The 13,224-nt window shown below is 42.7% G+C and carries 12 protein-coding genes and 3 pseudogenes; 13 read left to right on the forward strand and 2 right to left on the reverse strand.

What is annotated here, in order from left to right; all coding sequences use genetic code 11:
• The first annotated feature begins 119 nt into the window (after positions 1 to 119).
• The 13 genes and pseudogenes from deoB to JCM21738_RS00140 all read left to right on the forward strand — a co-directional run bounded on the left by deoB (position 120) and on the right by JCM21738_RS00140 (position 12,250).
• Positions 120 to 1,296, forward strand: a pseudogene (gene deoB, locus JCM21738_RS00080) (phosphopentomutase).
• A gap of 12 nt (positions 1,297 to 1,308) precedes the next feature.
• Positions 1,309 to 2,133 (forward strand): purine-nucleoside phosphorylase, encoded by an 825-nt coding sequence (locus JCM21738_RS00085; protein WP_023627459.1) that lies wholly within the window; start codon positions 1,309 to 1,311, stop codon positions 2,131 to 2,133.
• 41 nt (positions 2,134 to 2,174) lie between these two features.
• Positions 2,175 to 3,478 (forward strand): annotated as a pseudogene (locus JCM21738_RS00090) (pyrimidine-nucleoside phosphorylase).
• A gap of 138 nt (positions 3,479 to 3,616) precedes the next feature.
• Complete coding sequence (locus JCM21738_RS00095; protein WP_031308426.1) at positions 3,617 to 4,786, forward strand: D-alanyl-D-alanine carboxypeptidase family protein; 1,170 nt, start codon at positions 3,617 to 3,619, stop codon at positions 4,784 to 4,786.
• A 145-nt stretch (positions 4,787 to 4,931) separates the two neighbouring features.
• Entirely contained in the window at positions 4,932 to 5,282 is a 351-nt protein-coding gene (gene spoIIAA, locus JCM21738_RS00100; RefSeq protein ID WP_023627462.1) for an anti-sigma F factor antagonist, read from the forward strand.
• Positions 5,283 to 5,285: 3 nt separating this feature from the next.
• Complete coding sequence (spoIIAB, locus tag JCM21738_RS00105; protein ID WP_023627463.1) at positions 5,286 to 5,726, forward strand: anti-sigma F factor; 441 nt, start codon at positions 5,286 to 5,288, stop codon at positions 5,724 to 5,726.
• A 13-nt stretch (positions 5,727 to 5,739) separates the two neighbouring features.
• Entirely contained in the window at positions 5,740 to 6,498 is a 759-nt protein-coding gene (sigF, locus tag JCM21738_RS00110; RefSeq protein ID WP_023627464.1) for an RNA polymerase sporulation sigma factor SigF, read from the forward strand.
• A 268-nt stretch (positions 6,499 to 6,766) separates the two neighbouring features.
• The gene (locus JCM21738_RS00115; RefSeq protein WP_031308428.1) at positions 6,767 to 7,384 is read left to right on the forward strand and encodes a stage V sporulation protein AA; all 618 of its coding nucleotides are present in this window, start codon (positions 6,767 to 6,769) and stop codon (positions 7,382 to 7,384) included.
• A complete protein-coding gene (locus tag JCM21738_RS00120; protein ID WP_031308430.1) occupies positions 7,374 to 7,796 on the forward strand; it encodes a stage V sporulation protein AB in 423 nt (140 codons plus the stop codon). The genes JCM21738_RS00115 and JCM21738_RS00120 overlap by 11 nt, the downstream gene beginning before the upstream one ends.
• A gap of 67 nt (positions 7,797 to 7,863) precedes the next feature.
• Positions 7,864 to 8,442: a stage V sporulation protein SpoVABEA gene (gene spoVAEA, locus JCM21738_RS00125; protein ID WP_023627467.1), complete on the forward strand. Its 579-nt coding sequence runs from the start codon at positions 7,864 to 7,866 to the stop codon at positions 8,440 to 8,442.
• Complete coding sequence (locus tag JCM21738_RS00130) at positions 8,426 to 9,904, forward strand: spore germination protein (RefSeq protein ID WP_023627468.1); 1,479 nt, start codon at positions 8,426 to 8,428, stop codon at positions 9,902 to 9,904. Before spoVAEA ends, JCM21738_RS00130 begins: the two co-directional genes overlap by 17 nt.
• A 220-nt stretch (positions 9,905 to 10,124) precedes the next feature.
• Positions 10,125 to 11,444 carry a diaminopimelate decarboxylase gene (gene lysA, locus JCM21738_RS00135; protein ID WP_023627469.1) on the forward strand — a complete coding sequence of 440 codons (1,320 nt, stop codon included), beginning with the start codon at positions 10,125 to 10,127 and terminating at the stop codon, positions 11,442 to 11,444.
• A 429-nt stretch (positions 11,445 to 11,873) separates the two neighbouring features.
• Positions 11,874 to 12,250 (forward strand): annotated as a pseudogene (locus JCM21738_RS00140) (GNAT family N-acetyltransferase).
• A gap of 14 nt (positions 12,251 to 12,264) precedes the next feature.
• Here the strand turns inward: JCM21738_RS00140 and JCM21738_RS00145 are convergent.
• Both JCM21738_RS00145 and JCM21738_RS00150 read right to left on the reverse strand, forming a co-directional pair.
• A complete protein-coding gene (locus tag JCM21738_RS00145) occupies positions 12,265 to 12,795 on the reverse strand; it encodes a DUF309 domain-containing protein (RefSeq protein WP_023627471.1) in 531 nt (176 codons plus the stop codon).
• Between the two features lie 141 nt (positions 12,796 to 12,936).
• Complete coding sequence (locus JCM21738_RS00150) at positions 12,937 to 13,032, reverse strand: YjcZ family sporulation protein (RefSeq protein ID WP_023627472.1); 96 nt, start codon at positions 13,030 to 13,032, stop codon at positions 12,937 to 12,939.
• Positions 13,033 to 13,224: the final 192 nt, after the last annotated feature.

Genomic DNA, 13,224 nt, shown 5'->3' on the forward strand with positions numbered 1-13,224 from the left:
GATGTCAGACTTCTGACAAATGAAAACGCAAGCATTCGATTAACTGAAACAAAAAAGGGTATCATAAAATTGTAAAAAGGTAAGTAACGCATTCACACTTTTAAGGAGGAGAAGGAATGTTGAATACATATAAAAGAGTATTTTTAATCGTTATGGATTCAGTCGGAATTGGAGAAGCTCCAGACGCGGAAAAGTTTGGAGATAAAGGTTCGCATACACTGGGCCATATCGGAGAAAAAATGAACGGATTGAATATGCCTAATATGGGTAAACTCGGCCTCAGCAATATCGAGGAAATTAAAGGCATCGCACCTGCAGAAAAGCCAATGGCCTTTTATACAAAGATGGAAGAATCTTCTAATGGGAAAGATACAATGACAGGACACTGGGAGATCATGGCTTGAATATCCAGACGCCATTTCAGATGTTCCCAGATGGGTTCCCGGAAGAGTTGATATCTGAACTCGAATCACGTACTGGCAGGAAGGTCATCGGCAACAAGCCGGCAAGCGGAACAGAAATCCTTGTTGAGCTTGGCGAAGAGCATATGAAGACGGGGGCGTTAATCGTCTATACATCTGCTGACTCGGTTCTGCAAATCGCTGCGCATGAAGATATCATTCCAATAGAAGAGCTTTATGATATTTGTAAAATTGCCAGGGAATTGACACTTGATGAAAAATACATGGTCGGCAGAGTCATCGCAAGACCTTTTACTGGTGAACCAGGGGACTTCAAACGTACATCCAACCGCCATGACTATGCGCTGAAGCCTTTTAACAGAACAGTTATGAATGAATTGAGGGAGTCAGGCCATGACGTACTGGCTATCGGTAAAATCTCAGATATCTATGACGGTGAAGGTGTGACCGAATCTCTGCGCACGGTGTCAAATATGGACGGAATGGATAAATTGCTCCAACTTTGGATCAGGATTTTACAGGATTAAGCTTCCTGAACCTTGTTGATTTTGATGCTTTATTCGGACATCGCCGCGATCCAGAAGGCTATGGTAAGGCGCTCGAGGAATATGATGCCCGCCTTCCTGAGGTATTCGAGAAATTGAAAGATGATGATCTTCTCATCATTACGGCAGATCACGGAAATGATCCTGTTCATCACGGAACAGACCATACACGTGAATACGTGCCGCTCCTTGTTTACTCAAAGGGAATGAAGGAAGGAAAAGAACTGCCTGTCCGTAAAACATTTGCTGACATAGGTGCAACTGTTGCGGAAAATTTTAATGTGAAAATGCCTGAACACGGAACAAGTTTCCTGAAGGAATTGAAATAAGGAGAGGATTTCATGGATTACAATCAAATTCAAAATGCAGCATCTTTTATTAATGACAAGCTTAAGCAGCAGCCGAAAATCGGATTGATTCTCGGTTCTGGGCTTGGTGTTCTTGCTGAAGATATCGAAAACCCGGTTAAGATTCCTTACAACGAGATCCCGGGCTTCCCGGTTTCCACTGTAGAAGGGCATGCAGGACAGTTGGTTTGCGGACAGTTAAGCGGTGAGGAAGTAATCGTGATGCAAGGGCGTTTCCATTATTACGAAGGCTATAGCATGGATAAGGTTACTTTCCCTGTTCGCGTCATGAAAGAACTTGGAATTGAAAAACTGATCGTTACGAATGCAGCCGGCGGTGTGAACGAAAACTTTGAGCCAGGCGACTTGATGATCATTACAGACCATATCAACAATATGGGAACAAACCCGCTTATTGGGCCAAACGATTCCCGTTTCGGCGTGCGTTTCCCCGATATGAGTGAAGCATACTCAAAGAACTTAAGAGCAGTTGCTAAAGAGGTTGCTGACAAGAATAACCTTCAGCTTAAAGAGGGAGTATATTTTGGCAACCCGGGTCCGGTTTATGAAACTCCTGCTGAAGTACGGATGATTCGTACATTGGGCGGAGATGCAGTTGGTATGTCGACAGTACCTGAGGTTATCGTAGCAAGGCATTCCGGTCTGGAAGTTCTGGGGATTTCCTGCATATCTAATATGGCGGCGGGAATTCTCGACCAGCCATTGAGCCATGATGAAGTCATTGAAACAACTGAAAATGTGAAATCAAGCTTCCTTTTGCTCGTAAATGAAATCGTAAAAACATTAGGAAACAATTAATCAATAGCTTACCGGCTAAATAATAATAAGTGGTGATAATGATGAGAATGGTTGACGTTATTGAGAAAAAACGTGACGGACATGAATTATCAACTGAAGAAATTCAATTTTTTGTTGATGGCTATACAGCTGGCTCGATTCCAGATTATCAGGTAAGTGCGCTGACTATGGCGATTTTTTCCAGGGGATGACGGAAAAAGAACGCGCAGATCTTACAATGGCAATAGTGAAGTCTGGTGACCAGATCGATCTTTCAGCCATTGAAGGAGTAAAAGTCGACAAGCACTCTACCGGCGGTGTAGGTGATACAACTACTCTTGTATTGGGGCCATTAGTTGCTGCTGTCGGTGTTCCAGTAGCCAAAATGTCAGGGCGAGGGCTTGGTCATACGGGCGGAACAATCGACAAGCTGGAATCCGTTGAAGGCTTCCATGCAGAAATCGACAATGACGAATTCATCAATCTCGTAAATAAAAATAAAGTTGCGGTTATCGGCCAAAGCGGAAACTTAACTCCGGCTGATAAGAAGCTCTATTCATTGCGTGATGTAACCGCAACTGTCGACAGTATCCCGCTTATCGCCAGCTCAATCATGAGCAAGAAGATTGCTGCAGGCGCTGACGCGATTGTCCTGGACGTTAAAACAGGTGCAGGTGCGTTCATGAAGACACTTGGTGATTCTCGTGAACTGGCAAAGGCGATGGTGCGCATCGGTAATAATGTTGGACGCAGGACAATGGCTGTTATATCAGACATGAGCCAGCCGTTGGGATACGCCATTGGTAATGCTTTAGAGGTTAAGGAAGCAATCGATACATTGAAGGGTGAGGGTCCAGAAGACCTGACAGAACTTTGCTTGACGCTCGGAAGCCACATGGTATTCCTGGCTGGCAAAGCTGAGTCACTTGGGGAAGCACGCAGCAAATTAGAAGAAGTGATCAAGAACGGCTCCGCTCTTGAAACGTTCAAGGTATTCCTGGCATCTCAAGGCGGAGATGCTTCTGTTGTTGACGATCCAAGCAAGCTTCCTCAGGCAAAATACACCTTCGAACTTGAAGCAAAGGATGCAGGCTTTGTTGCTGAAATCGTTGCTGACGAAGTGGGAACTGCCGCAATGCTTCTTGGTGCAGGAAGGGCGACAAAGGAATCAGAAATCGATTTGGCAGTAGGTTTGGTATTGCGCAAGAAAATCGGCGATAAAGTTGAAAAAGGCGACTCTCTCCTAACAATTTACAGCAACTTCGAGGATGTAAACGAAGTGAAAGAAATGCTGTATGAAAATATTAAGGTTTCAAGCGAACATGTTGATGCACCGATTTTGGTTCATGAAGAAATTACAGAATAAACAAAGCAAAAAAAGCGAAGAGGCGACTCTTCGCTTTTTTGTGTACGAAAATATCGGTTTTATATACCTTGTTTGTATAAAATTGGACTAGTTGGAAAAAATAGACCCTATAAAGATAGGAGGGTTATGGCCATGAATCTGAAGAAGTTAACGAGTGTACTGCTTGTTTTTATGATGGGAGCTGCAATCATCACCCCAAAAGGATATGCGAATGATGGAGACACTGGTCTGGCCAATGATGCCAGTTCAGCTATTTTGATTGAACGTGACACAGGTCAGGTTCTATTAGATAAAAACAGTCATGAAAAGCTGCCGCCAGCCAGCATGACTAAAATCATGATAATGCTATTGATTATGGAGGCTCTTGATGAAGGAAGGCTGAAAATGGATGAAAAGGTCCGTGCCAGTGAATATGCAGCATCAATGGGTGGCTCTCAAATCTTCCTTGAGCCAGGAGAAGAAATGACAGTTGAACAGTTGTTGAAAGGAATAGCAATTGGATCTGGAAACGATGCGTCAGTTGCAATGGCTGAGCGGATTGGCGGATCAGAAGAAGCATTCGTAAAAATGATGAATGATAAAGTAAAGGAACTTGGCTTGAAAAATACATTTTTCAAAAATACCACCGGATTGCCTGTCGATGGCCATTACAGCTCGGCATTTGATATGGCTATGATGGCAAAAGAATTGCTGAAGTATGAAAAAATAACCAAGTTCACTGGAACGTATGAAGATTATCTCCGTGAGGATTCTGATAAGAAATTCTGGCTAGTCAATACGAATAAGCTCGTTCGTTTTTACCCTGGAGTGGATGGCCTGAAAACAGGCTTTACGAATGAAGCGAAATATTGCCTGACTGCTACAGCGGAAAAGGATGGCATGCGTGCGGTTGCTGTTGTGTTTGGAGCACCTACCTCCAAGGCCAGGAATGCACAGGTAACGAAAATGCTGGACTATGCCTTCAGCCAGTACCAGACGCATCCTATGTTCAAGAAAGGACATCCACTAGGAAAGGCAGCCATCAGCAAAGGTGACAAGAAGACAATAAATGCCGTTACATCTGAAAATGTCTCCCTCTTAACTAAAAAAGGAGCAGACGTAAAGGATGTAAAGCAGAGTATCACTTTGAATAAAAATCTTAAAGCACCAGTCGAAAAAGGAGACAGAGTTGGCACCCTGAAGCTGATAAAAGACGGAAAGACCCTTGCGGAAACACCTCTTGTTGCAGATGCCAAGGTGGAAAAAGCAAGCTGGTGGGTACTGTATAAACGCTCATTCGGTATGTTTACGAGGGCTGGAAATCAGTAATAGTGAAAATTTCCGCACTGAATTGTCGAAAACACTGCCATTCCATCTAGTTTTAGCGAATAGACACTAGTTTTGTTCTTTAGAAGGATTTGGCTGAATCAATGGAGAATTTGACTCACTATACCAGATAAGGAGGCTTTGGATAGTGAGTCTTAACATTGATATTGAAGTGAAGCATGACGTCTTATTGATTCGAGTTAGTGGTGAATTAGATCACCATACTGCAGACAAGCTTCGCGAGCAGGCAACAAAAGCCCTTGAAAACGAAGAAGTCCGCCACATTGTCTTGAATCTTGAACACCTCACCTTTATGGATAGTTCGGGTCTAGGGGTAGTTTTAGGAAGGTATAAACAAATCAAGCAGCTCCATGGAGAGATGGTAGTTTGCGCAATTTCTCCGCCAATCAAGAGGTTATTTGACATGTCGGGTCTATTCAAGATCATCCGTCTTGAACCGTCAGAAGAATATGCATTAGAGAGATTGGGGGTTGCTTGATACATGAAGAATGAAATGAATCTTCATTTTAGCGCATTAAGCCAAAATGAATCTTTTGCCCGCGTTACAGTTGCTGCATTCATTGCACAGCTGGACCCAACGATGGATGAATTGACCGAAATAAAGACGGTAGTATCGGAAGCGGTAACAAACGCTATCATTCATGGATACGAAAGTAATCCAGATGGAAGAGTGTTTATTTCTGTGATGATTCAGGATGGAACTGTGGAAATGCTGATTAAAGACGAAGGAATAGGAATTGCAGATATCGATGAAGCAATGCAGCCGCTCTATACATCCAAGCCTGAACTTGAAAGGTCCGGTATGGGTTTTACGATTATGGAAAATTTCATGGACGAAGTACAAGTGAGATCAGAGCCCGGCTTTGGGACAGAGATTCGTTTGAAAAAGCACCTGTCAAAGAGCAAAGCGCTGTGCAATTAAGGGAGTTCTGCTTATGGATGTGGAGGTAAAAAAGGATAATAGCCAAACGTATCTTAAGGACCATGAAGTCAAAGAACTGATTTTGAGAAGCCAGCAAGGGGACCAGGCCGCAAGGGATCTAATCGTCCAGAAAAACATGCGACTTGTATGGTCTGTCGTCCAGCGCTTCCTCAACAGAGGATATGAGCCTGATGACTTGTTCCAGATCGGCAGCATCGGCCTCTTGAAGTCAGTTGATAAATTTGACCTCTCGTATGACGTGAAGTTTTCGACGTATGCCGTTCCAATGATCATTGGTGAAATTCAGCGTTTCATCAGGGATGACGGTACCGTGAAAGTAAGCAGGTCACTAAAAGAAACTGGCAATAAAATCAGGAAAGCGAAGGATGAGCTTTCCAAAAGATTGGGCAGGGTACCAACTGTCAATGAAATAGCCGAGTTTCTGGAGCTTTCGCCTGAAGATGTGATCATGGCACAGGAAGCAAGCCGCAGCCCAGCATCCATCCATGAAACAGTGTACGAAAACGACGGCGACCCAATTACCCTGTTAGACCAGATCGATAACGGGGAAGACGGCCGCTGGTTCGATAAAATCGCGTTAAAAGAGGCAATAAATGAACTGGACGAACGGGAAAGACTGATCGTGTATTTGAGATATTATAAGGATCAAACCCAATCTGAGGTCGCAGTCCGGCTGGGAATCTCCCAGGTCCAGGTCTCACGCCTTGAAAAGAAAATACTGCAGCAAATGAAAGGCCGTATGGATCTTTAAATCCATATGGCTTTTTTAATGTTTATCTACCCGTATTAGGATATAGGCGCCCGGAATGCTTGGATTTTGGAAAGAGGGAGCGTATTGGTGCCCGAAAAGTCGAGATTTTAAAAAAAGGTCACCAATAAAAATAAAACCAACTAGTTATTCCTATCTGCTTTCCCCATTCATACATAATCCCTTCTTAACCAATTATTGGACTTCATGAAAAAACTGAAGGAATCCATACTAAATATACGAGGAAAACAATGTGTTGGAAGTGAATCTGATGGAAAAAACGATTTATATCCGCATGCGAAATCGCGTCCAGGTCAAGCCTGAGGAATCACTTTTGTTAAAGGATATAGCGCAGATCATTGCCAGTGAGGATATTTATGAACAATTGGCAGCACTTCAGGTCCTTAAAGTTACGCCTAAGGATCATATCCACATTGTTGATGTCATGAAGGTCATTGAATTTATCACCGGCATATACCGGGATCATGAGGTTCAAGCAGTTGGGCCGCCGCAAACGATTATCGAGGTGATTTACAAGAAAAAAGGAATGTCGATTCCATTTTTTATCCTCGTCTGGTTCCTGTTGTTTTTCGGAGCAGCTTTGACCATTATGAATTTCCATGAGGATGTCAGTATGCAAACAGTCCATGAGCGACTTTATTACATCATGACAGGAAAAGAAGTTGAGAAGCCGCTGTTATTTCAAATTCCTTATTCAATCGGTATTGGGGTTGGCATGGTACTATTTTTTAACCATGTATTTAAAAAGAGATTAAATGAAGAGCCCAGTCCTCTTGAAGTTGAAATGTTCAACTACCAGCAATCACTTGACCAATATGTCATCCTGCATGAAAACAAGGAAAGCGTGAAGCATATAGATGACGATTAGTATCTTATTCATAATTCTGATAGGACTGGCGAGTGGGCTTGCGGTAGGTTCTGGATTTGTTGCGTTTTTGTCCGTTCTAGGAGTGATACCCAGACTTACACAGCTAACGAAGACAATGAAATTGATATCCTGGTATGAATGGGCTGTTGTCCTGGGGGCTCTATTGGGAACTGTCGGCAGCTTAAGGGACCCGCTGCTCAGTTTTTCTCCGCTGGTTACCATTCCGCTTGGATTGGCGGGTGGCATATTTGTAGGTATGCTGGCTGCGGCTTTGACAGAGGTACTGAATGTCCTTCCAATCCTTGCTAAAAGAGTCAGGGTGGATGATAAACTTGAAACCTTGCTGATGGCAATAGTACTGGGAAAAGTATTCGGATCATTATTTCATTGGATTTACTTCGTAGGACGTTAAAAAACTTTTGAGCTCCAACAACCACCGTGTTTAGTATAAAAATGAGCTGCAGAAAGGACGGCAGAGAATGGCCGAAAAAAGGAAGGTAATCTTAATTACAGATGGTGATGATTATGCCAGGCGTGCAGTTGAGCTTGTGGCTGCAGAAGTTGGCGGGCGGTGCATCTCTCTTTCACATGGCAATCCTTCTGTCCTTTCGGGGCCGCACCTTGTTAAATTAATCAAAAAAGCTGCAAAGGATCCAGTGCTTGTTATGTTCGATGATAGTGGTTTTCTTGGAGAAGGAGCAGGGGAAAAAGCCCTGAAATACGTGGCTGACCATGATGACATTGAGGTGCTCGGAGCGATTGCTGTCGCTTCGAAAACTCATATGGCGGAATGGAGCCGTGTGGATTTTTGCATAGACCGGGAAGGTGATCTCACCCCCTATGGAGTGGACAAACATGGAATTCCAGAACTGGAAATGGGGAGAATCAACGGAGATACAGTGTACTGTTTGGATACGCTTGATGTTCCGTTAATAATCGGAATAGGGGATATCGGAAAAATGGCACGCCGTGACCACTATAAAATCGGTTCGCCAATAACGAAAAAAGCAGTGGAAATCATCCTTGAAAGGAGCGGATTCTATGCCAAAGAACAATGACAAGCTGCCCATCCCGAAATCATTGGACGAAGCTGAAAAATATATGAAAGAAAACGTTGGCCTGGAAGCCAGTTTTGACCTTGGAGTCAGGAAGCTGAAAATTCTTAAAAAGAATGTCCATTTTTATTATGTGAATGGTCTGTGCGATACAAGCTTCATCGTACATATTGTTGAAGGACTTGTGGACATCAATGATAACGAGAAACTTTCTACACATCTGCAAGAGATTGTAGAGAATCGGATTACCCACCAGTCTGTCGAAAAAATCAAGACGATGGATGAGCTTGTTGATCAGGTTCTTTCGGGACTCATTGTCATATTGGTTGAAGGGGAAGAAATAGGGTTAGTAGTTGATGTCAGAAGCTACCCGGGAAGACAGCCTCAGGAGCCTGACACAGAAAAGGTTGTGCGTGGATCGAGGGATGGGTTTGTTGAAAATATCATTGTCAATACGGCATTGACAAGAAGGCGTATCCGGGATGAAAATCTGCGTTTTGAGATGATGAAGGTGGGAGAAAGGTCGAAATCAGACGTTGCCATAGCATATATAAAAGATATCGCAAATCCTGACTTAATCAAGGTCATCAAAAAGGAACTCAATACAATCAAAATAGACGGCATTACGATGGCTGATAAAACAATTGAAGAATTTTTGGTGAAACAAGGCTATAACCCTTACCCGCTTGTAAGGTACACGGAGAGGGCCGATGTAGCCGCGACCCATTTGCTAGAAGGACATGTCCTGATTTATGTGGATACATCTCCGAGTGTCATCATTACGCCAACGACCTATTTCCACCATCTTCAGCATGCAGAAGAGTACAGGCAATCGCCAGGTGTCGGCACGATGGTTCGCTGGGTACGATTCCTTGGAGTGCTTGCATCACTATTACTTTTGCCGTTGTGGTACTTATTTGTGCAGAATCCAGACCTGCTCCCTGATAAAATTTCCTTTATCGGACCTAATGAAGATTCCAATATTCCGATTTTCTTGCAAATAATGCTTGCAGATGGAGGAATTGAGTTCCTGAGAATGGCAGCCATCCATACGCCGACGCCGCTTTCAACTGCAATGGGCTTAATCGCTGCAGTCCTGATTGGACAGATCGCAATTGACGTAGGGATGTTCGTGCCAGAAGTCATTCTCTATGTTGCTGTGGCGGCAATCGGGACATATGCGACACCAAGTTATGAACTTAGTATAGCAAACAAACTAGGAAGGGTGTTCCTGTTGATTTCGACTGCTATATTCCATGTACCGGGATTTGTAGCAGGAACCACAGTTTGGCTGCTGTTGCTTGCTAGTATTAAATCCCTGAACACTCCTTACCTCTGGCCATTCATTCCTTTTCATCCTGTAGCATTTATGCAGATTTTGATCAGAAGAGCTGTACCAGGATCGAAAATCCGGCCAAGCATTGTCCATGCAAGGAATCGCTACAAGCAGCCATCAAAGTCCTGATTATGTTACAATTGCGCGTTCCCTCAAATTATGATAAAGTGTTTTTAATTTACTAAAGACTTAAAGTGAAAAATAAATAGACAGTTCATCAAGTGAACTGTCTATTTATTTATTTATTTATTTATTAACGGCACTTAGCAGGATAAAGCTTATGCTGAAATAACAGAACAATAAGAAAACAAGCTTAAATCAAATGATAGGCAAGGGATGAGGGGACAACATGGAATTTCATGGAACTGCAAAGGTTAACCGACTAGGGCATTTGGAAATTGGCGGTGTCGATACAATCGAATTAGCTGAAAAATATGGAACCCCGCTGTATGTTTATGACGTTGCCTTGATCAGGGAACGGGCAAGAGCGTTTAAAAGAACTTTCGAGACTGCAGGAATTACCGCTCAAGTAGCGTATGCCAGTAAAGCTTTTTCAACCATAGCGATGGTTCAGTTGGCTGCGGAAGAAAATCTTTCTCTTGACGTCGTTTCTGGCGGAGAGCTTTATACAGCAATAGCGGCTGGCTTCCCTACAGGAAGAATCCATTTCCATGGCAACAACAAAAGCCGGGAAGAGCTGGTAATGGCTATTGACAACAATGTTGGCTGTATCGTCGTCGATAACTTTTACGAACTTGACATGCTGAAGGATATTTGCAAAGTGAAGAATACGGCAGTCAAAGTTTTATTACGAGTTACACCAGGTATTGAAGCACATACACATGATTATATTTTAACAGGCCAGGAAGATTCGAAGTTCGGATTTGATTTGCAGAATGGACAGGCTGATGCGGCTATGAAACTTTGCCTTGATGACAAGAATATCGATGTTCTCGGCCTGCATTGCCATATAGGTTCACAGATTTTCGAAACAACAGGATTCATCCTCGCTGCACAGAAAATTTTTGAAAAACTGCATCGGTGGAAAAAGGATTTGTCTTTCGACTCTACAGTCCTCAATCTTGGCGGTGGTTTTGGGATTCGATATACAGATGAAGATGACCCTATTCCAGCAGCACAATATGCAGAAGAGATTATTGCCGAGGTGAAAAAGCAAGCTTCTCACTATTCGATGAATATCCCGGAAATATGGATCGAACCAGGACGTTCCCTTGTTGGGGATGCCGGTACTACCCTTTACCGCATCGGTTCGAGAAAGGATGTTCCAAATGTCCGCCAGTACGTAGCTGTCGATGGCGGAATGAGCGATAATATTCGCCCGGCATTGTACGAGGCTAAATACGAAGCAGTCCTTGCAAACAGGGTAATGGACAAACCTGAAGAGACCGTATCGATTGCCGGGAAGTGTTGTGAATCGGGAGATATGCTAATCTGGGACCTTCCGCTGCCAAAGTCTGGTGACCAGGATTTTCTGGCTGTTTTTTGTACTGGTGCCTACGGGTATTCAATGGCCAATAACTATAATCGTCTTCCAAGGCCTGCGGTCGTTTTCCTGGAGGATTCCATGGACACACTGGTGGTCCGCCGCGAAACATTTGAAGACATGGTAAAATTGGATCTTCCTTTTAAAGAAAAGGTGAAAAATTAAGCTGCTCTCCCGCAGCTTTTTTATCTGGTTTTATTGATTATATGTTAAGTTGGCTAAATACCCGGTCTTATTGTAGAATTACAGATTGGGAGGGATTCCGGTTTGAAAAAGAACAACTGGCTGTTATTTGTGTTACTATTGTTGATGTCTATTGGATGGGGAGCCTACTACTGGTTTTTTATCGTACCAGGACAATAGCCCACAAAAAAAATTGAAGTATCCGTACAGATTATGTATGATATTATCAATTCAATTAAAATGAAGAACCATAAATGACGGAAAAACATATATTATCAAAATGATGTTTTAACATTTTATTTTTTGTCGCTTTCTATTTACAGGAAGCTAAGGTTTAAGTTGGATGAAAAATGGAAAAAATGGTTTTGTTATCATTCCATTATTACTGTCAAACCACAATGAGGGATATCTATGTTAATTCGATATAAAAAGCATATGAAAAGATTGCGATGGGATTGCTATCTTTCATGCCAAATGAGAAGGATTTGAAAAAACTTCAGCAGACGATGAAGAATTATGAAACAGATGATTCATGGCAACTGTTTTTATGGAAGGAAGGTGAAGATATCATTGGGCTACTGGGTGTTAACTTCACTAATGATAAAATGATGCAGCTTCTTCACATCTCTGTGAATCCATCACACCGCCATCAAGGGATTGGAAGGCGTATGGTCAATTCCCTGCAGGAGATGTTTCCTGAATGGACAGCAGTTGCAAATGCTGAGACGGCTTCCTTTTTTGAAAAGTGCAGCGAGGAAGACAATAGCGTAGAAGGCAGTGGATGTTAAGTCCGACTGCCTTTTTATTTTTCTCTGCTTTTCCTTTCCTCGAGAGCCATCCGCCGGTCTGAAATGACATCGCTTCGATCCCTTGTTGAGTGCCGATGGACCAAGTCAGGATTCTGCAGATTACTGCTTGTTCCCCATGTAAAACCATTATGTCTGCACTCATCATAGCAAAGTTTTTTAAGTTCGGTGTCGCTTAGAGGCAGATTAAAGCTCGTGTATGGAACGTTGTTAAGCAAGTTGTTTTTTCTTATAGCCAGTGTTTCTGTCAATAGCTCAGGGTCGATTCCTAATCGGGCAGTTGCTTCTTTTGTCTCTGAAAAGATTTCCTCTGCTTTAGTTAAAGTCCTTATTGCACCAGGAAAATTATTGCGGCGATGGTGGTAAGTTGACACAGCCAAAAGGATTAATGCTACCCAGATAGATTTTTTATTGCCAGCGTCAGTTGCTTTCCAATATTCTTCCAAAGTCTCATGGCATTCAAAATAATCCCTGTCTCCATGGAAATGAGCGAGGTATTGTATATAGGATGTTGGAAATTTTGTCATGTAATAACCCCCAATCAAGTACCACTAGCTTAGCATAAATTGAATAAAATGATGAAACTGGAAGAGGATGCGAAACAGCAAACCTAAAAAACGCCCGGCCGGTGCCGGGCATTCATTCATTGCTTTTTAAATTGCCTTACCTTATAACCAGGCTGCACCAACTATGATGAGCAAAATGAATAGCACGACGATTAAAGCAAAACCCGCTCCGTGTCCATAACCTTTTTTATCTGACATTTACCATTACCTCCTATTAGTGAAATAGCCTAATATACAATTTCAGCATATGCATTCACGAAGAGAAGGGTTTGGGCGCAAACTTGTATTTATAAGGAAGAACTAGATATTTGTACTTAAAATTAGTAATGGATAACACGCACTTTATCTACTATACTTATATAATGATGCAGTTCATTATAGGAATTTTGG

Origin of the sequence: Mesobacillus boroniphilus JCM 21738 (assembly GCF_000517385.1) — a bacterium.
Lineage (GTDB): Bacteria > Bacillota > Bacilli > Bacillales > Cytobacillaceae > Mesobacillus > Mesobacillus boroniphilus.